This window comes from Streptomyces sp. NPDC056987 (genome assembly GCF_042673865.1).
Taxonomy (GTDB): Bacteria; Actinomycetota; Actinomycetes; order Streptomycetales; family Streptomycetaceae; genus Streptomyces.
The window spans coordinates 102,022-123,546 of sequence record NZ_JBHURV010000016.1 but is presented as its reverse complement, the minus strand read 5'-3'; the positions used below and the strand labels follow the sequence as shown (position 1 = coordinate 123,546).

Annotated in this window: 17 protein-coding genes; 13 read left to right on the top strand and 4 right to left on the bottom strand. The window is 72.4% G+C overall.

The features are described 5' to 3' along the window. Window positions 1–69: 69 nt before the first annotated feature. Complete coding sequence (locus ACFTZC_RS20280; RefSeq protein ID WP_382891546.1) at window positions 70–2,070, bottom strand: ABC transporter ATP-binding protein; 2,001 nt, start codon at window positions 2,068–2,070, stop codon at window positions 70–72. After that, window positions 2,067–3,917, bottom strand: coding sequence for an ABC transporter ATP-binding protein (locus tag ACFTZC_RS20275; protein WP_382891544.1), 1,851 nt, complete (start codon window positions 3,915–3,917; stop codon window positions 2,067–2,069). The genes ACFTZC_RS20280 and ACFTZC_RS20275 overlap by 4 nt, the downstream gene beginning before the upstream one ends. Before the next feature lie 152 nt (window positions 3,918–4,069). Between ACFTZC_RS20275 and ACFTZC_RS20270 the strand changes: the two genes are divergently transcribed. The 4 genes from ACFTZC_RS20270 to ACFTZC_RS20255 are packed head-to-tail and all read left to right on the top strand — an operon-like array spanning window position 4,070 to window position 7,906. Then, window positions 4,070–5,035 carry an ABC transporter ATP-binding protein gene (locus ACFTZC_RS20270; RefSeq protein ID WP_382891542.1) on the top strand — a complete coding sequence of 322 codons (966 nt, stop codon included), beginning with the start codon at window positions 4,070–4,072 and terminating at the stop codon, window positions 5,033–5,035. Window positions 5,036–5,038: 3 nt separating this feature from the next. Beyond that, entirely contained in the window at window positions 5,039–5,812 is a 774-nt protein-coding gene (locus ACFTZC_RS20265; RefSeq protein WP_382891540.1) for an ABC transporter permease, read from the top strand. 50 nt (window positions 5,813–5,862) lie between these two features. Further along, window positions 5,863–7,197, top strand: coding sequence for a sensor histidine kinase (locus ACFTZC_RS20260; protein WP_382891538.1), 1,335 nt, complete (start codon window positions 5,863–5,865; stop codon window positions 7,195–7,197). Beyond that, a complete protein-coding gene (locus tag ACFTZC_RS20255; protein ID WP_382891536.1) occupies window positions 7,190–7,906 on the top strand; it encodes a response regulator in 717 nt (238 codons plus the stop codon). The genes ACFTZC_RS20260 and ACFTZC_RS20255 overlap by 8 nt, the downstream gene beginning before the upstream one ends. 60 nt (window positions 7,907–7,966) lie before the next feature. Here ACFTZC_RS20255 and glgX read toward each other — a convergent pair whose 3' ends face one another. Next, window positions 7,967–10,282, bottom strand: a complete 2,316-nt coding sequence (glgX, locus tag ACFTZC_RS20250) for a glycogen debranching protein GlgX (RefSeq protein ID WP_382891639.1) — start codon at window positions 10,280–10,282, stop codon at window positions 7,967–7,969. A 195-nt stretch (window positions 10,283–10,477) separates the two neighbouring features. Between glgX and ACFTZC_RS20245 the strand changes: the two genes are divergently transcribed. The 8 genes from ACFTZC_RS20245 to ACFTZC_RS20210 all read left to right on the top strand — a co-directional run bounded on the left by ACFTZC_RS20245 (window position 10,478) and on the right by ACFTZC_RS20210 (window position 19,126). After that, on the top strand, window positions 10,478–11,734 hold the full coding sequence (locus tag ACFTZC_RS20245) for an Ig-like domain-containing protein (protein ID WP_382891534.1): 1,257 nt from the start codon (window positions 10,478–10,480) through the stop codon (window positions 11,732–11,734). A 278-nt stretch (window positions 11,735–12,012) separates the two neighbouring features. After that, window positions 12,013–13,314, top strand: coding sequence for an Ig-like domain-containing protein (locus ACFTZC_RS20240; protein ID WP_382891637.1), 1,302 nt, complete (start codon window positions 12,013–12,015; stop codon window positions 13,312–13,314). Window positions 13,315–13,404: 90 nt separating this feature from the next. After that, on the top strand, window positions 13,405–14,175 hold the full coding sequence (locus ACFTZC_RS20235) for an enoyl-CoA hydratase/isomerase family protein (RefSeq protein ID WP_382891533.1): 771 nt from the start codon (window positions 13,405–13,407) through the stop codon (window positions 14,173–14,175). 251 nt (window positions 14,176–14,426) lie between these two features. Beyond that, entirely contained in the window at window positions 14,427–14,951 is a 525-nt protein-coding gene (locus ACFTZC_RS20230) for an ATP-binding protein (RefSeq protein WP_382891531.1), read from the top strand. A 145-nt stretch (window positions 14,952–15,096) separates the two neighbouring features. Then, window positions 15,097–15,906 carry a polysaccharide deacetylase family protein gene (locus ACFTZC_RS20225; RefSeq protein WP_382891529.1) on the top strand — a complete coding sequence of 270 codons (810 nt, stop codon included), beginning with the start codon at window positions 15,097–15,099 and terminating at the stop codon, window positions 15,904–15,906. Further along, window positions 15,906–17,099 (top strand): hypothetical protein, encoded by a 1,194-nt coding sequence (locus ACFTZC_RS20220; protein ID WP_382891527.1) that lies wholly within the window; start codon window positions 15,906–15,908, stop codon window positions 17,097–17,099. The genes ACFTZC_RS20225 and ACFTZC_RS20220 overlap by 1 nt, the downstream gene beginning before the upstream one ends. A 103-nt stretch (window positions 17,100–17,202) precedes the next feature. Further along, the gene (locus ACFTZC_RS20215) at window positions 17,203–17,967 is read left to right on the top strand and encodes a hypothetical protein (RefSeq protein WP_382891525.1); all 765 of its coding nucleotides are present in this window, start codon (window positions 17,203–17,205) and stop codon (window positions 17,965–17,967) included. A gap of 88 nt (window positions 17,968–18,055) precedes the next feature. Continuing rightward, complete coding sequence (locus ACFTZC_RS20210; RefSeq protein ID WP_382891523.1) at window positions 18,056–19,126, top strand: CopD family protein; 1,071 nt, start codon at window positions 18,056–18,058, stop codon at window positions 19,124–19,126. A gap of 27 nt (window positions 19,127–19,153) precedes the next feature. On the opposite strand, the gene ACFTZC_RS20205 is transcribed toward ACFTZC_RS20210, so the two are convergent. Next, window positions 19,154–20,239: an Ig-like domain-containing protein gene (locus tag ACFTZC_RS20205; protein ID WP_382891521.1), complete on the bottom strand. Its 1,086-nt coding sequence runs from the start codon at window positions 20,237–20,239 to the stop codon at window positions 19,154–19,156. 311 nt (window positions 20,240–20,550) lie between these two features. Between ACFTZC_RS20205 and ACFTZC_RS20200 the strand changes: the two genes are divergently transcribed. Then, the gene (locus tag ACFTZC_RS20200; RefSeq protein ID WP_382891519.1) at window positions 20,551–21,522 is read left to right on the top strand and encodes a twin-arginine translocation signal domain-containing protein; all 972 of its coding nucleotides are present in this window, start codon (window positions 20,551–20,553) and stop codon (window positions 21,520–21,522) included. Window positions 21,523–21,525 lie beyond the last annotated feature (3 nt).

The following is a 21,525-nucleotide window of genomic DNA, read 5'->3' as shown; positions in this document are numbered from 1 at the left end:
GCCCTGGCGGCAGGTCGCCACGGTGCGGCGACCTGCCGTGGAACGCGGAAGCCGCCCACCCGCGGGCTCTCAGGCCAGGCTGTCGCGCCACGCGCGGTGGAGGCCCGCGAAGCGGCCCGTGCCCGCGATCAGCTCGGCCGGGGGGCCGTCCTCCACGATGCGGCCGTGCTCCATCACCAGGACCCGGTCCGCGATCTCGACCGTGGAGAGGCGGTGCGCGATGACCACCGCGGTACGCCCGTGCAGCACCGTGTCCATCGCGCGCTGCACGGCACGCTCGCCCGGGATGTCCAGCGAGCTGGTCGCCTCGTCCAGGATCAGCACCGCCGGGTCCGCGAGCAGCGCGCGGGCGAACGCGACCAACTGGCGCTGGCCCGCCGAGATCCGGCCGCCCCGTTTCCGTACGTCCGTGTCGTAGCCGTCCGGCAGACCGCTGATGAAGTCGTCCGCGCCGATCGCCTTGGCGGCCGCCTCGATCTCGGCGCGGCCCGCGTCCGGGCGGCCGATGGCGATGTTCTCCGCGACCGTGCCGGAGAAGAGGAACGCCTCCTGGGTCACCATCACCACCCCGCGCCGCAGCTCGGGCGTGTCCAGCTCGCGCAGGTCGACGCCGTCCAGCAGGATCCGGCCCTCCGTCGGGTCGTAGAACCGGGCCAGCAGCTTCGCCAGGGTGGACTTGCCCGCGCCCGTCGAGCCGACCACCGCGACCGTCTGGCCCGCCGGGATGGTCAGATCGAAGCGGGGCAGGACCTCGCCGCCCGTGCGGTACGCGAAGCGCACCCCCTCGAAGACGGCCGCCCGGCCGGGGAATCCGCCGTCCAGCACCGGCAGTTCCCTCGGCTGCGCGGCCTCGGGCACCGAGGGCGTCTGGGCCAGCAGACCCGCGATCTTCTCCATGGAGGCGGCGGCCGACTGGTACGAGTTGAGGAACATCCCGAGCCGGTCGATCGGGTCGTACAACCGCCGCAGATACAGCGCCGCCGCCGCGAGCACTCCGAGCGGCAGGGTGCCGTCCGCCACCCGGTAGGCGCCCCAGAGGACGATTCCGGCGACGGCCGTGTTGGCGACGAGCCGGGAGCCGGTCACATAACGGGCCATCTCCAGGATCGCGTCGCCGTTGCTCCGCTCGTGTCGGTGGTTGAGCGCCCGGAAGTCCGCGTCGTTGGCGCGTTCGCGCCGGAACGCCTGTACCGGCCTGATGCCGTTCATCGTCTCCGCGAACTTCACGATGACGGCCGCGATCGCGGTGGAGCGCCGGGAGTAGGCGAGCGCCGCCCGCCGCTGGTAGAGCCGTACGAGCAGATACAGCGGGACGAAGGACGCGACGGCCAGCGCGCCGAGCCCCACGTCCAGATAGAGCAGCATCGCCGAGATGTAGACGAAGGCCAGCACCACACCGATGAGTTCCTGGAGGCCCTCGCTCAGCAGTTCCCGCAGCGACTCGACGTCCGTGGTCGACCGGGAGATCAGCCGCCCCGACGTGTACCGCTCGTGGAAGTCGACGCTCAGCGCCTGGGCGTGGCGGAAGATCCGGCCGCGCAGGTCGAGGAGCACGTCCTGGTTGATCCGGGCGGCCGCCCGGATGAACGCGTACTGGAGGGCCCCCGACCCGGCCGAACAGATCAGATAGGCCACGCCGACCGTGTAGAGCGGCCCGTTGTCCCCGTCGCGGAACGCGGGCACGCCCCGGTCGATGGCGAACGCGACCAGCAGCGGCCCGGCCTGCATCGCGGCCTGCTGGAGCAGCAGGAGCAGCGCGGCCACGGCCACCTTCGTACGCCGGGCGCTCAGCAACGACCGCAGCAGGGCGCCGGTGGCTCCTGGAGGCGTGGGCAGCGCGTCCTTCCCGAAGGGATCGTCCGCGTCGGAGGAGAGCGGGGATGGCGACGGGGGTGGTGACGGCGAGGGGGTCGCCTTGTCCTTTTCCAGGTACAGGTCCAGGTCCCTGGCCCGGTCCTTGTCCAGGCTCACGGAGCGGACGGCGGCCGGCTCCCGCCGGGCCTCCGCCTCCACTTCCGTTTCCGGATCGGGTTCCGGGCCGTGCCCGTCCGTCGTGGTCGACGTCGTCATCGGACACTCTCCTCAACGGGCGCGGAGGCCCCGGACATCAGCCATGCGTACTCCGTGCTGCTCCGCAGCAGCTCCTGATGCGTCCCCACGGCGGCGACCCGCCCCCCGGAGATCAACGCCACCCGGTCGGCGAGCAGCACCGTCGACGGCCGGTGTGCCACGACCAGCGCCGTCGTGTCCCGCAGGACCCGCCGCAGCGCCGCCTCCACCCGCGCCTCCGTGTGCACGTCCAGCGCGGAGAGCGGGTCGTCCAGCACGAGGAAGCGTGGTCGGCCGGCCACCGCCCTGGCCAGCGCGAGCCGTTGGCGCTGGCCGCCGGAGAGGCTGTGGCCCTGCTCGCCGACCTCGGTCTCCGTGCCGTGCGGCAGCGCCTCGACGAAGTCCGCCTGTGCCACGTCCAGCGCGCGCGGCAGCGCGTCCTCCCCGAGGTCGGCGGCGCCCATCAGAACGTTCTCGCCGACCGTCGCGGAGAAGAGCGTGGGCTCCTCGAAGGCCACGGACACCAGCTCCCGCAGCCGCCGTCTGGGCAGCTCCGTGATGTCCTGCCCGTCCAGGGTGATCCGCCCCGCCGTCGCCTCGTGCAGCCGTGGTACGAGCGCGGTCAGCGTCGTCTTGCCCGAACCCGTGGCCCCGACCAGCGCCATCGTCTCGCCGGGCCGGATGTGCAGATCGATCCGGTCCAGGACGGGCGCCGAGTCGGCGGGGGCGTCGGGATAGCGGAACGAGACCCCCTCGAAGCGCATCCCGCCCTCCGTGCCGCCCGCCGCCGCTCCGGGCGTACCCGCACCCGCGCCCGCACCCGCGCCCGCCTCCGCCTCCGCTTCCTCTTCCTCCCGTACGTCCATCACCTCGAAGTACCGGTCGGTCGCCGTCGCCGACTCCTGGCTCATCGCCAGCAGGAACCCGATGGACTCCACCGGCCAGCGCAGCGCCAGCGCCGTCGACAGGAACGCCACCAGCGTGCCCGCCGAGAGACCGCCGTCCGCCACCTGGATCGTGCCCAGCACCAGCGCCGCGCCGATGGCCAGCTCCGGAACGGTCACGATGACGGCCCAGATCCCGGCCAGCAGCCGCGCCTTGACCAGCTCCGTCGAGCGCAGTCGTCGCGCGAGCTCACGGAAGGCCAGCGCCTGGCTGCGATGGCGGCCGAACCCCTTGATGATCCGGATGCCGAGCACGCTCTCCTCGATCACCGTCGTCAGATCACCGACCTGGTCCTGCGCCTTCCGCGCGACCAGGGAGTACCGCGTCTCGAAGAGCGAACAGACGATCACCAGCGGTACGACGGGGAGCAGCAGCACCAGCCCCAACGACCAGTCCTGGAGCAGCAGAATGACGAAGCCGATCAGAATCGTCACCCCGTTGACCAGCAGGAAGGTCAGGGGAAAGGCCAGGAACATCCGCAGCAGCATGAGGTCCGTCGTGCCGCGCGAGAGCAACTGGCCCGACGGCCAGCGGTCGTGGAAGGACACCGGCAGCCGTTGCAGATGGCGGTAGAGATCGGCGCGCATCGCCGCCTCCACCCCCGCCAGCGGCCGGGCCACCAGCCACCGCCGCAGCCCGAACAGCAGCGCCTCCGCGACCCCCAGTCCCAGCAGTGCCAGCGCGCCGAGCCAGACGCCCCCGGGGTCCCGGTCCGTCACCGGGCCGTCCACCATCCACTTCAGGACGAGCGGCATGACCAGCCCCAGGCACGACGCCACTATCGCGACGACCGCCGCGCAGAAGAGACGCCTGCGCACCGGTCGTACGTACGGCCACAGCCGCAGCAGCGAACGGACGGAGGAGGACCGCTCCCCGGGGCGTTCCCCGGTCCGGTCCTTGGCAGGTGCATCTGTTTCGGTCATCAGAGCGAGCCTACGGTCCGGCACTGACAACGCTCATGTGGTTTTCCTGCCACTCTCGTCCGGTCGTACCACCACATCAACCGATCGGATGACGGTAGTTCGAGCGCGATGGCCGATGCCGCTCACCGTCGCCGCGCGGGACCCTCGTCCTCATGGCGATCATCGAAGTCAACGGCCTGCGCAAGGTGTACGGCGCCCGAACCGTCGTGGACGGCGTCTCCTTCACCGTGGACGAGGGGGAGATCTTCGGGATCCGCGGGCCCAACGGCGCCGGCAAGACGACCACCGTCGAGTGCGTCGAGGGCCTCAGGGCCCCGGACGGGGGCACGGTCCGGGTCGCCGGGCTCGACCCGGTCGCCGACCACGACCGCGTGACCCGGATCCTCGGCGCGCAGCTCCAGGAGAGCGAGCTCCAGGCCAAGCTGACCGTACGGGAGGCGCTGGAGCTGTACGCGGCGTTCTACCCGGAGCCCGCGGACTGGCGGCCCCTGGCCGAACGGCTCGGCCTCACCTCCCGGCTGACGACCCGGTTCGCGCAGCTCTCCGGCGGCCAGAAGCAGCGGCTGTTCATCGCGCTCGCGCTGATCGGCAATCCGCGCGTGGTCGTCCTCGACGAGCTGACCACCGGCCTCGACCCGCGCGCCCGCCGCGACACCTGGAGCCTCATCGAGGAGGTCCGGGACTCCGGCGTGACCGTGCTGCTGGTCACCCATTTCATGGAGGAGGCCCAGCGCCTCTGCGACCGGATCGCCGTGATCGACGGCGGCCGGATCGCCGCGCTCGACACCCCGTCCGGGCTGATCGGCCGCTCGGCCGCGTCCACCGTCATCTCGTTCACCCCCTCGGCGCCGCTCGACGACGCGGAGCTGGCCGCGCTGCCGCAGGCGGCCTCCGTCGACACCCGGGGCGGCCGTGTGGTGATCAACGGGACGGACGACACCGTCAACGCCGTGATCACCCTGCTCGCCCGGCACCGCGTCACGGCGCGCCAGCTCCGGGTCACCGAGGCGACCCTGGACGACGCGTTCCTTGACCTCACGCAGACATCGGAGACGCCGGACCCCACGGTCCCTGTGCGCCGCACCGCCGCCGTGAACCCCGCCGGAAAGAAGGTCTGACCGATGTCCGTTCCCGCCACCGCCGCTCCCCGTTCCTCGTCCGCCACCGCCCTCGTCGTCAGGGCCGAGGCCCGGCTCTTCCTCCGTGAGCCCGGCAGCCTCTTCTGGGTCGTCCTCTTCCCGACCCTCCTGACGACGATCCTCGGGCTGATCCCCTCCTTCCGCGAGAGCTCGGACTCACTCGGCGGCCGGCGCGTCATCGACCTCTATGTGCCCGTCGGTGTCCTGCTCGCCATGATCATGGCCGGGCTCCAGGCCATGCCTCCCGTTCTCACCGGCTACCGCGAACGCGGCATCCTGCGCCGGATGTCGACGACCCCCGTACGGCCCGCCTCCCTGCTCGGCGCCCAGATCCTGCTGCACGGGGTCGCCGCGCTCTGCGCCGCCGCCCTGGTGATCCTGGTGGGCAGAATCGCCTTCGGTGTCGAACTGCCTGCTCAGCTCGCCGGTTACGCGGTGGCCCTGGTCCTCGCCACGGCGAGCGCCCTCGCGCTGGGCGCGGTGGTGACGGCGGTCTCCCGTACGCAGAAGATCGCCGGAGCCGTCGGTTCCGCCGCCTTCTTCCCCTCGATGTTCGCGGCGGGCGTCTATCTGCCGGTACAGACGATGCCGGGCACCCTGCGCCACATCGTCGAGCTCACCCCTTTCGGCGCCGCCTCCCAGGCGCTCGACCAGGCGACGCGCGGTGACTGGCCGAGCTGGAGCCATCTCGGGGTGACGGCGCTGTGGGCGGTCGTGCTGACGGCCGTGGCGGCCCGCCGGTTCCGGTGGGAGTGAGCCGGATGAGCGACGGCGCCACCGTGGCGACGCGCGGGCACACTGTGGACATGCCCGGCACCCCGACCTCCGCGACCTCCCCGCCCCCCGCGCTCGTACCGGCGCCCGCAGAGGCGCCCGTATCCGCGTCCGTGCCCGCGTCCGCCTCCGTGCCCCCGTCCGTCTCCGTGGAGGAGCGCTGGGCGCAGTTCTATCGTTGGGGCCCGTACGCCACGCTCGCGCTCTCCACCGCCATCTCGGTCTTCGTCGACCGTGACCGCGCGCCCGTCCCGAGCGCCGCGCTGCTGCTCTCGGCCCTCGTGCTCCAGCTCTGGTGGCACCGGACCCGCGACCGGGTGCCCGCGCAGTCCCGGCCCGCCCAGTTCTACTACGTGTCCCGTACGGTCCTCGCGTTCGCGCTCACCTGGCTGCACCCCTTCTACTCCATCTACGCCATCCTCGGGTACTTCGACGTCGACCGGCTCATGCCCCGGCGGTACACCCGCGCCGGCATGTTGGTCACGGCCGTCACCATGGCGGGTTCGCAGTCCGGGGGGCTGCCGCCGGACTCCCTTCTCCAGGCCTTCGTCCTCGCGGCGCTCTTCCTGCTGCACTGCTCCCTCGTGCTCATCTTCGGTCATCTCGCCGAGCGGGAGGCCGAGAACGTACGGGAGAAGGCCGCCACCATCGCCGAGCTGGAGCGCACCAACGCCCGGCTGGAGCAGGCCCTCGCCGAGAACGCCGCACTCCAGGCCCAACTGCTCGTCCAGGCCAGGGAGGCGGGCGTCGCCGACGAGCGCCGCCGGCTCGCCGCCGAGATCCACGACACCATCGCGCAGGGGCTGGCCGGGATCATCGCCCAGCTCCAGGTGGTCACCCTCACCCCCGACCGCGCGCTCGCCCGGGTCCATCTGAAGCGGGCCGCCGACCTCGCCCGGCACAGCCTCGGGGAGGCGCGCAGGTCCGTACAGAATCTCGGCCCGGCCGAGCTGGAGCACGACACACTGCCCAAGGCGCTCCGCAAGACGGTCTCCGGCTGGGCCGAACGCTCCGGACTGCGGGCCGGGTTCACGGTCACGGGCACGGAGGAGCCGCTCCACGACGAGGTCGCGGCGACCCTGCTCCGTATCGCCCAGGAAGCCCTGGCCAACACCGACCGGCACGCGGCGGCCCGGCGCGTGGGCGTCACGCTCTCCTACATGGGCGACGAGATCACCCTCGACATCCGCGACGACGGCCGCGGCTTCGACGCGCTCTCGCCGCCCCCGCGCTCCGGTACGGGCGGCTTCGGCCTGGCCGGGATGCGCGCCAGGGCGGAACGCCTCGCGGGCACGGTCACCGTCGAGTCGGCACCGGGGGAGGGGACGGCGGTCTCGGCTCGCGTACCGTTGGTGCGCCATGACTGACAGACCCAGTGACAGACCCACTGACAGCCCCACTGACAGAACCGCTGACAGAACCGGCGGGACCGGTGCGCAGGACCGGATCATCACACTGATCGTCGTCGACGACCACCCTGTCGTACGGGACGGTCTGCGCGGCATGTTCGAGTCCGCGCCCGGCTTCCGGGTGCTCGGCGAGGCCGCGAACGGCGTCGAGGGCGTCGCGCTCGCCACCCGTCTCGACCCCGACGTCGTCCTGATGGACCTGCGGATGCCGGGCGGCGGCGGGGTCGACGCGATCGCCGAACTCGGCCGCCGGGGCGCCCGCGCCCGGGTCCTCGTCCTCACCACGTACGACACGGACTCCGACACGCTCCCCGCGATCGAGGCGGGCGCGACCGGCTATCTACTCAAGGACGCCCCGCGCGAGGAGCTGTTCACGGCGGTACGGGCCGCCGCCGACGGCCGTACGGTCCTCTCACCGGCCGTCGCCTCCCGCCTCGTCTCGCACGTGAGGTCCCCGGCCGCCGCCGGGGGCGAACCCCTGTCGGCGCGCGAGCGCGAGGTCCTCGGCTGGGTCGCCAGGGGTACGCCGAACCGGGAGATCGCCGCCGAACTCTTCATCAGCGAGGCGACGGTGAAGACCCATCTCACCCATCTCTACGCCAAGCTCGGCGTGAAGGACCGCGCGGCGGCGGTCGCGGCCGGCTACGACCGGGGCATCCTCGGCTGACGGCCCCCACGGTGCCAGGACCCCACGGCCCCCGGCGTCTCCGCCGTCGCGGGCCGCCGCTCACGCGGTCACCCGGAACAGCAGCACCGCCCGAGCCGGGACCCGTACCACCGCGCCGCCCTTGTGCACCGTCCCCGGCGCCGCCCGCTGGTCCGGCCGCGCGGTGTCCACCACCAGCTCGTACGCGCCCGACCACGGCGGCCCGGGCAGCGTGAACTCCACCGGCTCGGCACCCGCGTGCAGGACCGTCAGGAAGCTGTCGTCCGTGATCTTCTCGCCCCGCGCGTCCCGCCCCGGGATGTCGCGCCCGGAGAGGAAGAGCCCGAGCGGCGCAGCGCCTGGGGCGTACCAGTCCGCCTCGGTCATCTCCGCGCCGTACGGGGTGAACCACGCCAGGTCCCGCAGCCCGTCCGGGGCCTGCCGGCGGCCGGAGAAGAAGGCGCGGCGGCGCAGCACCGGGTGGGCGCGGCGCAGGGCGAGCAGCCGGACGGCGAGCCGGTGCAGCTCCAGCGGCCCGCGCTCCGCCCCGTCGGCGAGTTCCCGGGTGTCCCGTGCGCCCCGCACGCCCTGCTCGCCCTGTGTGCCGTCCTCGTCGAGCAGGGACCAGTCGAGCCAGCTCACCTCGTTGTCCTGGCAGTACGCGTTGTTGTTGCCGCGCTGCGTACGGCCCATCTCGTCGCCCGCGACCAGCATGGGCACGCCCGTCGACAGCAGGAGCGTGGTCAGCAGGTTGCGGATCTGGCGCCACCGCAGGGCATTGACCTCGGGATCGTCGCTCGCGCCCTCGGCGCCGCAGTTCCAGGACCGGTTGTCGTCCGTCCCGTCCCGGTTGCCCTCGCCGTTGGCCTCGTTGTGCTTCCGCTCGTACGACACCAGGTCGCGCAGGGTGAAACCGTCGTGCGCGGTGATGAAGTTGACGGAGGCGTACGGCCGCCGGCCGCCGGCCGCGTACAGGTCGCTCGACCCGGAGAGCCGGTAGCCGAGATCCCGTACGTCGGGCAGCGCGCCGCGCCAGAAGTCCCGTACGGCGTCGCGGTAGCGGTCGTTCCACTCGGTCCACAGCGCCGGGAACGCGCCGACCTGGTAGCCGCCGCTGCCCACGTCCCACGGCTCCGCGATCAGCTTCACTCGGCGCAGCACCGGGTCCTGGGCGATCACGGCGAGGAACGGCGAGAGCATGTCCACGTCGTGCATGGAGCGGGCCAGGGCCGCCGCCAGGTCGAAGCGGAAGCCGTCCACGCCCATCTCCGTCACCCAGTAGCGCAGTGAGTCGGTGATCAGCCGCAGCACGTGCGGCTGTACGACGTGCAGGGTGTTCCCGCAGCCCGTGTAGTCGGTGTACCGGCGGGCGTCCGGGGGCAGCCGGTAGTAGCCGCGGTTGTCGATCCCGCGGAGGGAGAGCGTCGGCCCCCGCTCGCCCGCCTCCGCCGTGTGGTTGTAGACCACGTCGAGGATGACCTCGATCCCGGCGGCGTGCAGCGCGCGCACCATCTCCTTGAACTCCTCGACCTGCCGGCCACGGGTGCCGCCCGCCGCGTACCCGGCGTGCGGGGCGAAGTAGCCGATGGAGTTGTAGCCCCAGTAGTTGCGCCGGCCGCGGCGCAGGAGATGATCCTCGTGCGCGAACTGGTGTACGGGAAGCAGCTCGACCGCCGTCACCCCGAGGCGCCGCAGATGGCCGATCGCCGCCGGGTGCGCGAGGCCCGCGTACGTGCCGCGCAGCCGCTCCGGGATCCCCGGGTGGAGCTTGGTGAAGCCCCGTACGTGCACCTCGTAGATGACGGAGTCGGCCAGCGGCGTCTTGGGGCGCCGGTCGTCCGTCCAGCCGTCGTCGGGCGCGCCGTCGTGGACGACGACCCCTTTGGGGACGAACGGGGCGGAGTCGCGGTCGTCCCGCACGGTGTCGGCGACCTGCGGCTGCGGCCAGTCCCGTACGTGGCCGTAGACCTCCGGGGGCAGCGCGAACTCCCCGTCGACGGCGCGCGCGTACGGGTCGAGCAGCAGCTTCGCCGGGTTCCAGCGCGCGCCCGTCCACGGGTCCCAGCGGCCGTGGACGCGGAACCCGTACCGCTGTCCCGGGCCCACCCCGGGGACGAAGCCGTGCCAGATCTCGTGGGTCAGCTCGGTCAGCGGCAGCCGGGTCTCGGCGCCGTCGTCGTCGTACAGACAGATCTCGACCGCCTCCGCGCCGCCCGCCCAGAGCGCGAAGTTCGTGCCCGCGACGCCGTCAGGACCGACCCGGTAGCGGGCCCCGAGAGGATTCGGCGCGCCCGGCCGGACGACGGGCGCGGGGGCGCCGGACGGCAGCGCCCGCGCGGGGTGCTCCGCCGGGCGCCCCGTGACCTGGTCCGTGGCTCGCTCCGTGGCCTGCTCCATGGTGTGTTCCTGATGGGCTGTCTCCTGCTCGGCTGCGCTCGCCACTGACCGGCCTCCCGCGGCTCATGGGCCCCGCTCCCCGGCGCGCACGGCGTCCCGGCCGTGGCGCGCTCCTCGCGTGGTCCTTCTCCTGTTCTGCCCCCAAGAGGCCCCGCCCTCACGTTTCCCCGGGAGGGGGGTGGTCGTTGGGCGGTCATGAGAAACGTGACGAAACGGGCACGGGTTCGCAGGGTGACCGCCCCGGCCTGGGCAGGAATGATCGCGGCGCTGATCGCCGGAGTGACCGCTCTGGCCGGGTGCACCGGCGGCGTCGCGCTGCTGGAGGGCAAGGACGGCTCGCTCACCGGCACCCCGGCCGGCGACTCCGCCGACACCATCGCCGTCACCCCGAAGGACGGGGCGAAGGGGGTCGCGCGGACGGACCGGATCGAGGTGCGGATCCCGGACGGCAGGCTCGAACGGGTGAAGGTGACCCAGGTGGAGGACGCGCGCCCGGCGGAGCTGCCGGGGCGGATCTCCGCGGACGGCCGCTCGTGGAGCCCGAGCGGCGGGGCGGTCGTCGCGCTCGCCGCCAAGTACCGCGTGGACGCGGTCGCCGTGGACGGCGCGGGGCGCCGCTCCGCGCGCCACACCACCTTCACGACGGCGGTGCCGGAAGACCGCTTCACGGCCTACTTCTCGCCGGAGAACCGGGCCACCGTCGGCACCGGAATGATCATCTCCGTCGACTTCAACCGGACGATCCGGGACCGGGCCGCCGTCCAGCGGGCCATCCGGATCACCTCGGACCCGCCGGTGGAGGTGGCGGCCCACTGGTTCGGCGACGAGCGGGTCGACTTCCGTCCGCAGGAGTACTGGCAGCCGGGTACCGAGGTCACGGTCGAGCTGGGGCTGCGGGACGTCGAGGGGGCGCCCGGCGTCTTCGGTATGCAGCACAAGACGCTCGGCTTCACGGTGGGCCGCTCCCAGGTCTCCTTGGTCGACGCGGAGGAGCACACCATGGAGGTACGGCGCGACGGCGAGCTGCTGTCGACGTTGCCGATCACCGCGGGCGACGCCAAGAGCCCCACGTACAACGGGAAGATGGTGGTGACGGAGTTGCACGAGGTGACGCGCATGAACGGCAGGTCGGTCGGGTTCGGCGCCGAGTACGACATCAAGGACGTGCCGCACGCGATCCGGCTCACCACCACGGGCACCTTCCTGCACGGCAACTACTGGGAGTCCGCGGACACGTTCGGCTCCGAGAACGTGAGCCACGGGTGCGTGGGGCTGCGCGACACCAAGGGCGGCGGCGCCGACACCCCGGCCGGCTGGTTCTTCGACCGGACCCTGGTCGGCGATGTGGTGGAGGTGGTCAACTCCAAGGACCGTACGGTCGCTCCGGACAACGGCCTCGGCGGCTGGAACATGGCGTGGAAGCGGTGGAAGGCGGGCTCGGCACTCCGCTGAGTCCCGCGGGCCGTTCCCCGGGCCCGTTCTCCAGAGCCGTTCTCCAGGGCTGTTCCGCAGGGCCCCTTCCGTACGCCGCCCGACGGCGTGCGGAAGGGGCCCTGCCCGTCCCACCCACCGCTATGACCTGCGCCGTACCGGCCTGTTGGGACGGAACGGTGACACACGGGAGATCTGCACCGTGCTCACCATGTGATTATCTATCGCCATGCGCGTGCACTCGACGCGCGGGGGTGCGGGCCGTGGCGGGGCCAGGCCGCGCGAGGGGAGACACCATGGTGAACGGGCTGCCGATATCGGCGACATCAGTCACATCAGCCACATCGACCACGTCGGCCACATCGATCACGACGTCAGCGTCCGGGCGTGGGCGTGGACACGGACGTACGGGGCTGCTCGCCCTGCTGCTGGGAGCGCTGCTCCTGGTGGTGACGGCGTGCGGCGGGGGCGGCGGATCCGGTGCGGGTGACGACGGCAAGGGTGACGGGAAGGGCGCGGCGGAGGTGAAGAACGCCGCCTCCGTCGCGGTGGTGACGATCGAACCCAAGGACGACGCGAAGGCCGTGGAGACCACGGGCGCGCTCAAGGTCTCCGCGGCCAAGGGCAAGCTGACCACCGTCACCGTCCAGGACGACAAGGGCGACCCGGTCGAGGGGAAGCTCTCGGCGGACGGCACGGCCTGGGAGCCGCTCCAGCACCTGGCCTCCGGCACCCGGTACAAGGTGCACGCGATCGCCGAGGACGCGGACGGCCGGGAGTCCGCGAAGGACACCGCGTTCACCACGCTCGTACCGAAGAACACCTTCATCGGCACCTACACGCCCGAGGACGGCTCGACGGTCGGCGTCGGCATGCCGGTCTCGATCAACTTCACCCGGGGCATCACCGAGCCCGAGGCCGTGGAGAAGGCCATCACGGTGACGGCCGAGCCGTCCGTCCCGGTGGAGGGCCACTGGTTCGGCAACGACCGGCTCGACTTCCGCCCCGAGAAGTACTGGGCGCCGGGCACGAAGGTGACGGTGAAGCTCGACCTGGACGGCGTCGAGGGCCGCCCCGGCGTCTACGGCAAGCAGGCCAAGACCGTCTCCTTCACCATCGGCCGCAGCCAGGTCTCGACCGTCGACGCGAGCGCCAAGACGATGAAGGTCGTCCGGGACGGCAAGCTCGTCAAGACCATCCCGATCACCGCGGGCGCCCCGTCGACCACCACGTACAACGGCCAGATGGTCATCAGCGAGAAGTACGCGGTGACCCGGATGAACGGCGCCACGGTCGGCTTCGGCGGTGAGTACGACATCAAGGACGTGCCGCACGCGATGCGTCTCTCCACCTCGGGCACCTTCATGCACGGCAACTACTGGGCGTCCTCGGGCACCTTCGGCTCGGCGAACGTCAGCCACGGCTGCGTCGGACTGCGCGACCTCCGGGGCGGCGGGAACAACGGCACCCCCGCGGCGTGGATGTACAACGCCTCGATCATCGGCGACGTGGTGATCGTGAAGAACTCGAAGGACAAGCAGATAGCCCCGGACAACGGCCTCAACGGCTGGAACATGTCCTGGTCGGAGTGGACCGCGTAGGTCCCGTCCGCCGCGGCCCCCGGGCCCGGTCGCGCACCGTACGGTGCGCGACCGGGCCCGTTGTCGTTAGCGCCGGTTAACCTCGTTGGCATGGCATTCGTGAATCTTGAGGTCTCCGGCGGCGTCGGTACGATCCGGCTCGACCGCCCCCCGATGAACGCGCTCGACACCGCCCTCCAGGACCGGCTGCGTGAACTGGCCGTGGAGGCGGGGGCGCGGGACGACGTGCGCTCCGTGATCCTCTACGGCGGCGAGAAGGTCTTCGCGGCCGGCGCCGACATCAAGGAGATGCGGGCGATGGACCACGCGGCGATGATCGGGCGCTCCCGGGCCCTCCAGGAGTCCTTCACGGCCGTGGCCAGGATCCCCAAGCCGGTCGTCGCGGCCGTCACCGGGTACGCGCTGGGCGGCGGCTGCGAGCTGGCCCTCTGCGCGGACTACCGCATCGCCGGGGACAACGCCAAGCTCGGCCAGCCCGAGATCCTGCTGGGCCTGATCCCGGGCGCGGGCGGCACCCAGCGGCTCGCGCGGCTGATCGGCCCGTCCCGCGCCAAGGACCTGATCTTCACGGGCCGTCAGGTGCGGGCGGACGAGGCGCTGGCCATCGGCCTGGTCGACCGGGTCGTCCCGGCGGCCGAGGTGTACGAGCAGGCCCACGCCTGGGCGGCGAAGCTCGCGCAGGGGCCGGCGCTCGCGCTGCGCGCCGCGAAGGAGTCGGTCGACGCGGGTCTCGAAACGGACCTGGAGACGGGACTCGCCCTCGAACGGACCTGGTTCGCGAGCCTGTTCGCCACCGAGGACCGCGAGCGCGGCATGCGGTCCTTCGTGGAGGAGGGGCCGGGCAAGGCGAAGTTCCTCTGAGAACCGCCCTGTTGGACATGTGTGGCCGTTACGTCAACCCCGTGCATCGCCCGGCGCAACCTTAAGGCAGGCTTAAGGAAGCCTTCGCGATCACATTTGGTGATCTATCAATCGGTTCTCGTCATCGCAGGTCAGGATAGGTGCTCAAGCTCAATTTCTGCCAAGGGCATATGCCGATCACGCCTCCCGGAATGCCTCGTTCCGGGGGGCCGAATACCAGGGAACGGCCACGGTGGGAGCGCCGTGCGGCCATGATGGGGGGCATGGCGGGCCTGGAGGGTACGGAGCAGCCGCGGCAGCGCGGACACGCCGCCGCCGAGCGGTGGATACCGTCCGTCGACGACGAACAGGCGCTCAAAGCGCTGGAATTGTTCGGCAACCCGACGGAGGCGGAGGTACGGCTGCCGTCCCGCCCCGAATCCGCCGCCGCCGCCCGCCGGATCACCCACACCGTGGTGCTGCGCCAGTGGCAGCTCTCGCCCGGGACCGCCGAGTACGCGGTCCTGCTCGTCTCCGAACTGGTCGGCAACGCCGTCCGCCACACCGGTGCCCGCGTCTTCGGGTTACGGATGCTGCGCCGCCGCGGCTGGATCAGGATCGAGGTCCGCGACCCCTCGCGCGGGCTGCCCTGCCTGATGCCGGTGCGTGAGCTGGACACCAGCGGGCGCGGGCTCTTCCTGGTCGACCGGCTCTCCGACCGGTGGGGCGTGGACCTGCTGCCGCGCGGCAAGACCACCTGGTTCGAGATGCGGGTCGCGGACCGCCAGATTCCGTAGCCGCCGCGACGCCTCGCGGCGCCCCGCGACATTTCACGGCACTCCGCCGCGCCCCCTGGCACGTCATGACGTCCCGCGACACCCGTGAGGGTCGCACAGCGGGTCAATCGTCACCTTTCACCCTATTTGCACCTTAAATGGGGTCGTGATCCCGATCGACCGCCGCAGTGCACTGCGCGCAGCAGCCGGCGCTGCCGTCACGGGCGCCCTCGCCACCAGCTGTTCCGACACCACCCCCACTTCTGTAAAGCCGTCAGCGGCCGCTCCCGGCGACAGCCCGGGAGCCTCCGGCCCCAGCCCCGGCACGGTACGGCCCGCCGCGCGCAGCGCCCCCGCGCCCCGGCGCTTCCCCGGGCAGCCCGCCGAGATCGAGCACGGCCCCCGCGACCGCCCCCGCGTCGCCCTCACCTTCCACGGCCAGGGCGACCCCGCCACCGCCACCGCCCTGCTCGCCGAGGCGGAACGCGCCGGGGCCCGGGTCACCGTCCTCGCGGTCGGCACCTGGCTCGACGAACAGCCCGCCCTCGCCCGCCGGATCCTCGACGGCGGCCACGACCTCGGCAACCACACACTGCACCACACCGACATCTCCGCCATGGACGAGGCGGAGGCGTACGCGGAGATCACCGGCTGCGCCCGGCGGCTGCGCCGGCTCACCGGCTCCATCGGCACCTGGTTCCGGCCGTCCCGCACCCAGCACGCCACCCCGCTCGTCCAGCGGCTGGCCCGGCGGGCCGGCTACCCGCACGTCCTCTCGTACGACGTCGACTCCCTCGACTTCACCTCGCCCGGCGCCGCGGCCGTCGTCCGTACCGTCACCGGAGAGATCCGCGACGGCTCCGTGGTGAGCCTGCACTTCGGCTACGCGGACACGGTGGCCGCGCTGCCCGCCCTCCTCGACGCACTGGAACGCCGCGGCCTGCGCGCGGTGACGACCACGGAGCTGCTGACCTGATGCACCGAACTCCTCCCCGCGCCTCCCGCCTCGCGACCGCCGCCGCGGCCATCTCCCTCGCCGCCGTGCTCGCGGGGTGCGGTGACTCCGGCGAGCCGGTCCGTACGGCGGCCACCGCCACCAAGGCCACGCGCCCGGCCGCCCCGGTGCGGTCCGTGCCCGCCGGTCTGCCGGGCATGCCCCCGGTGCAGGACCCCAAGGACATCTACGCCGCCGACCGTCCCGGCATGCTCTCGCCCGTCGTGCGGGGCTTCCCCTCGCGGGTGTACGTGCCCAACACCAACTCGGACACGGTCTCCGTCATCGACCCGGCGACGTACGAGGTCATCGAGACGGTCCCGGTCGGCCGGCAGCCGCAGCACGTCGTGCCGTCCTGGGACCTCAAGACCCTCTGGGTCAACAACAACCGCGGCCACACCCTCACCCCGATCGACCCCGCCACCGGCAAGGCCGGTGACCCGGTCGACGTGCACGACCCGTACAACCTCTACTTCACGCCCGACGGCAAGTACGCCGTCGTCATGGCCTCCCTCGACCGGGAACTCGTCTTCCGCGATCCGCACACCATGAAGGTGGTCAAGACCGAGCCGGTCACCTGCGCGGGCGTCAACCACGCGGACTTCTCGGCGGACGGGCGGTACTTCATCGTCTCCTGCGAGTTCTCCGGCGAACTCCTGAAGGTCGACACCGCGAAGATGAAGGTCGTCGGCCAGCAGACCCTGCCCTTCGAGGGGGCGATGCCCCAGGACGTGAAGATCTCGCCGGACGGCGGCACGTTCTACATCGCGGACATGATGGCCGACGGCATGTGGGTGCTGGACGGGAAGAAGTTCTCCACCCCGAAGCTGCTGCCCACCGGCAAGGGCACGCACGGTCTCTACGTGAGCCGGAACTCCCGCGAGATGTACATCTCCAACCGGGGCGAGGGCTCCGTCTCCGTCTTCGACTTTAAGCGGGACAAGCTGACGAAGAAGTGGCACCTGCCCGGCGGCGGCAGCCCCGACATGGGCGGCGTCTCGTCGGACGGCAAGGTCCTCTGGCTGTCGGGGCGTTACAACGCGGAGGTGTACGCGATCGACACCACCAGCGGCAAGGAACTGGCCCGGATCCCGGTCGGCGGGGGACCCCACGGCCTCGCGGTCTACCCGCAGCCGGGCCGCTACTCGCTCGGACACACGGGCGTCTTCCGCTGACCGCGGCGGGCCCGGAACCCCGCCCCGGCAACAGGCCGACAACACGCCCCAATCCGGGTGACGGTCCACGGCCCGCCGCCGCGGAGCGTGGAGGGTGCTCCCCATGACCACTTCTCGCCTGCGGCGGCGGGCCGCGGCCGTCGCCCTCTCCGTCGCCGCCCTGTTCGTCCCCGCCGCCTCGGCCACGGGGGCCGTGTCAGGACCGGAACCGTCCCCCTCGGCCACCGCGAAACCCGCCGACCCCGTCGAACCCGCCGCGCCGGCCCCGTCCGTACCGTCCGTCCCGACCACACCGCCCGCCCCGGGCGCACCAGGCGCACCGGCGGCCCCGGGGGCCGAGCCCGCCCCGGCCGCCGAGCCCGCCCCGGCCGTCGACCGGTGTCCGCTCGTCGAGGACAAGATGTTCGCCGCGGTGGACCACCGGGTCGAGGTCGCGCGGATCACGCCGACGCCGTCCTGGCGTACCGACTGCCGGCAGCTCTACCGGGCCGACGGCCGGGCGCCCCAGCTCGTCTTCGAGCAGGGCCTCCACCCCGACGCGCCGCTGGACGGCCGGTACGACCTGAGCCGCCACACCGCGGCCGGGCAGGGCTCGCCGTACGTCTCCGCCAGCTACGACCACGACCTCTACAAGTCCACGGTGGGGGACAGGCCCGTCTACAACTACTACATCGACGCGCCCGGCGGCGTCGACGTCGACCGGACCCTCGGCGTCCCCCGGCAGCCCGGGGGGAGCGACGAGGTCGCCTTCCCCGGCGGCGTCTCCCGGGAACGGGTCGTCGGCGCCTGTCCGGTGGACCTGGCGAAGAAGACCGAGACCATGGCGCAGTGTCAGGACAACCCGCACTACAAGCCCTGGCGTGGCTGAAGCATCGGCTTCGTGACGCTCAAACATCGGCTTCGTGATGCTCACGGTCGCGTTGCCGCTCCGTGCGATCCGTAGAGATGATGAGCAGGTGATATTTCCTGGTCCGTCGGTCGACGCCACCGCCCACGGTTCCGGCCGCAGAGCCACGCCGACCACCGTGGCTCTGGTCGCGGGCGGCACGCTGACGGCCCTGCTCGTCGTCCTGCTGGGCGCGAGCGCCGCCGCCCGGGGCACGGGGGAACTGCGCATACCCGGCGCGGGCGCCACCACGGTGCTGCGCGCGGTGGTCTTCGCCGCGCTCGCCGTGCACCTCGGCGAACTCGCGGGCGGCCGGCTCGCCCGCCCCGGAACCGCCCGCTCCGGACCACTCCGTACCGCCCCAGGGACCGCTCTCGGGACCGCCCTCGGGACTGCCTCCGTGACGGCTCCCTTGGCCGCCCCTTTGACCGCCCCCGTGGCCTTCTCCGAGCCGCGCCGCTGGGCCGTCGCCGCGTCGCTCGCCGGGGCCGCCGCCTCCGCCGGGCAGATCGTGCTGCTGGCCCGGGTCAGCGGGCTCGACCTCACCACGGTGTACGGCACCGCCGACGGCCGCCTCCTGCTCGTCATGGCCAACGGCTTCCTGCTGGCCGCCGGCTGCGCCACCCTGACCCGCCCCGCCCTCGCCCTCGCCCCGCTCGCCGCCGTCGTCGGCGCGGAGGCGCTGCGGGCCCACCCCGAGCCGTACACCCCGCTGTTGGGCGCCGCGCTCACCGTCGTCCATCTCACCGCGGCGTCGCTCTGGACCGGCGGGCTGCTGTACGTACTGCGGGCGATGTGGCTCCGCCGCGGTGTCCCGGGCGGGGCCGGGGGCCTGCTCGCCCGGTACGCCCGTCACGCGGGCCGGCTGCTCGCCGCGCTCGCCGCCACCGGCACGGTCTCGGCCCTGCGCAGGCTCCCCGCCGATGTCGTCCTCACCACGGCGTACGGCCGGGTGCTGATCGCCAAGCTCGTCCTGGTGGCCGTGGTGTGCGCGCTGGCGCTGGCGGCCCGGCGCCGGCTGGGCGGGGGCGGCGACCCCACCCGCCCCGCCCGCGCCGAACTGGCCGTACTGGGACTGGTCGTGCTGGTCTCGGCGGTCCTGACGGTGGTGCCTGACCCGCACTGGGTCAGTACCCGCTGACCGGGCCCCGGCCGCCGGGCGCCCCGGTCACCGCAGGGCGCTGCCCGCCAGCCACCGGCTCCAGGGGATGTTCCAGTCCCCGTAACCGTTGCCCGGATCGACCGTCTCCGGCGAGCCGGTGACCTGTACGACGTCCCCGGGGATGACCTCCTCGAAGAAGCGCCGCGCCGTGCCGTCCGTGGGGAGACCGACGCAGCCGTGCGTGATGTTCTCGTGCCCCGCGTGGACGTCGGCCAGCGGGTTCTCGTGGAGGTAGGTGCCGGAGGACGTCAGATGGACGGCGTAGTTGTAGTAGCCCTTGTACGCGTCGCCGAAGCCGACGGTGCTGGAGTCCATCAGCACCCGGCGCTCCTTGTCCGAGACGACCATGACGCCGTTCCAGGTCTCCATGCCGGGGGCCCCGGCGGTGATGGGGATCCGGGTGGCGACCCCGCCCTTCACGACCGTCATGAAGTGGCCGGGCACATCGACGGTGGCGACGAGGGACCGGCCGACGGAGAAGCGCCGGTTCAGGGTGCCCGCCGGGCCGGAGCCCTTGCCGGACCGGGCGCCCGGGCCCGCGCGGAGGGTGACCTTCGTGCCGGGGGTCCAGTAGGTGCGGGGGCGGTAGTCGAGGCGCTGGCCGTCGTCGAGGTGGCGGTCCTTCACCCAGCTCCAGGCTCCGGTCACGGGCGGCCTGCTGATGATGGTCAGGGCCCGTTCGACGGCGGCCCGTTCGGCGGCGGGCACGGGCTGCTCGAAGGTGAGCGACACCGGCATCCCGACCCCGACCACGGCTCCGTCCTCGACATTGACGTGGACGCCCTCCAGCGCGGTGGGCACGGGCGCGACCGGGCGGAGCGCGGGGCGGACGGTGGCGGGCTCCGTGGCGGGCACGGCTTTGTCGTCCGCGGAGGTGTCGGAGCCTCCGGCGCCCAGCAGCGAGCAGCCCGTCAGCGCGAAGGCGGCGCACAGGACCGCGGCTCCCAGGGCGTACGGGACGCGGGGACGGGCGCGGTCATGGGCAGAGGCAGGGGCGGAGGCAGGGACGGAGGCAGGGACAGGGGCAGAGGCGTGCCCACGGGCACAGGCGCGGGCGGTGTGGTCGGTCTTGATGTCGGCTCCCGGGGTCATCGTGTCCCCCCTCGGTGGTGTTCCGGATGGTGCGGTGGACTTGCAGCATGCGTGAGTTCGGCGTACAGCGCGCGGGACGGACAAAGGACATGGGAACGGGTCGGCCGGGACGGAGGACGAATCCGACGCCTTCTACGCCCCGACGTTCCCCCGAATGGTCGGCCGTCCCTACGCCATGACGGGTGATCACGCCGTCGTCCAGGTCGCCGCCGTCACCGGGGAGCGGGAGCCTGCCGCACCCGTTGACGCCTGATGATCCCCTTGGGAATGTGTGGAGTCCTGATGCTTTCTGTCCCATCTTGGGAGACGTCATGCGGGACGTACCGGCACGGAGCGAGTCGCACGGCAACGATGGCAGTGAGAACAGTGACAGCAGGGCCGGAAAAGACGCCAGAGCCGGCAGAGAAGGCGCCGGGCGCGGCGGCCACGCCGCCCGCAGGAGCTTCCTCGGCGGGGCCGCCGCGCTCGGCGGGGCGATGGCGCTGGGCGCCGCACTGCCCCGTACGGCGCAGGCCGCCGCGCAGGCCGCCGCGGCGCCGGGCACGGCACGCCCGGCGCGGGCGGCGGCCGCGTGGGAGGACGTGATCAACGGGTCCTTCGGCAGCTATGCCGCCTTCGAGGCGGAGTGGAACTACCGGTACCCCTGGGGAAGCGACCACAACGGCAGCGCCCGGATGTACGGCAGTTCCACCGACCACAACCACATCTATCTCAACTCCGGCGTGCTCACGCTCCAGGCGACCCGGATCACCTGGGACGAGGGCACGAGCAGCTCGACACCGCATCTGCCGATCCGCTACCACTCGGGCGCGGTGCACGCGAAGAACCAGATCGTGGTGACCGACCAGTTCCCCGACTACGAGGTCAAGGGCGAGTTCCAGGCCCCGAGCGGCGCGGGCACCTGGCCCGCGTTCTGGCTGACCGGGGTCAACAGCTGGCCGCCGGAGAGCGACATCCTGGAGTTCAAGGGGAACACCGACAACTGGTTCAACACCTTCCGTACCTCCTCGGACGTGTCGACCACGATCGTCGGCGTCTCCTCGCCCGGCTCCTGGCACACGTACCGCGCCTGGATCACCAAGGTGAGCGCCACGGACGTGGACATCCACTACTACCTCGACGGCACCTGGAAGGCGGTCCACCGGGGGGCCGGGTTCGTCGGCAAACCGCTCTGGCTGATCATCAACCTCCAGATGGAGGGCTCCTCGGGCTCCTCGGGGCCGGGCGGCGACACCTTCTACCGGGCGCGGAACGTCTACGTGGGCCGCAACCGCACCGCGTGACCG

Bases quoted from the DNA above. Each gene is read 5' to 3' on its own strand.
- ACFTZC_RS20280 (WP_382891546.1), bottom strand. From the start codon at position 2,070: ATGACGACGTCGACCACGACGGACGGGCACGGCCCGGAACCCGATCCG.
- ACFTZC_RS20200 (WP_382891519.1), top strand. From the start codon at position 20,551: ATGCGGGACGTACCGGCACGGAGCGAGTCGCACGGCAACGATGGCAGT.
- ACFTZC_RS20245 (WP_382891534.1), top strand. From the start codon at position 10,478: ATGAGAAACGTGACGAAACGGGCACGGGTTCGCAGGGTGACCGCCCCG.
- ACFTZC_RS20260 (WP_382891538.1), top strand. From the start codon at position 5,863: ATGCCCGGCACCCCGACCTCCGCGACCTCCCCGCCCCCCGCGCTCGTA.
- ACFTZC_RS20265 (WP_382891540.1), top strand. From the start codon at position 5,039: ATGTCCGTTCCCGCCACCGCCGCTCCCCGTTCCTCGTCCGCCACCGCC.
- glgX (WP_382891639.1), bottom strand. From the start codon at position 10,282: ATGGAGCAGGCCACGGAGCGAGCCACGGACCAGGTCACGGGGCGCCCG.
- ACFTZC_RS20235 (WP_382891533.1), top strand. From the start codon at position 13,405: ATGGCATTCGTGAATCTTGAGGTCTCCGGCGGCGTCGGTACGATCCGG.
- ACFTZC_RS20205 (WP_382891521.1), bottom strand. From the start codon at position 20,239: ATGACCCCGGGAGCCGACATCAAGACCGACCACACCGCCCGCGCCTGT.
- ACFTZC_RS20275 (WP_382891544.1), bottom strand. From the start codon at position 3,917: ATGACCGAAACAGATGCACCTGCCAAGGACCGGACCGGGGAACGCCCC.
- ACFTZC_RS20270 (WP_382891542.1), top strand. From the start codon at position 4,070: ATGGCGATCATCGAAGTCAACGGCCTGCGCAAGGTGTACGGCGCCCGA.
- ACFTZC_RS20255 (WP_382891536.1), top strand. From the start codon at position 7,190: ATGACTGACAGACCCAGTGACAGACCCACTGACAGCCCCACTGACAGA.
- ACFTZC_RS20220 (WP_382891527.1), top strand. From the start codon at position 15,906: ATGCACCGAACTCCTCCCCGCGCCTCCCGCCTCGCGACCGCCGCCGCG.
- ACFTZC_RS20215 (WP_382891525.1), top strand. From the start codon at position 17,203: ATGACCACTTCTCGCCTGCGGCGGCGGGCCGCGGCCGTCGCCCTCTCC.
- ACFTZC_RS20230 (WP_382891531.1), top strand. From the start codon at position 14,427: ATGATGGGGGGCATGGCGGGCCTGGAGGGTACGGAGCAGCCGCGGCAG.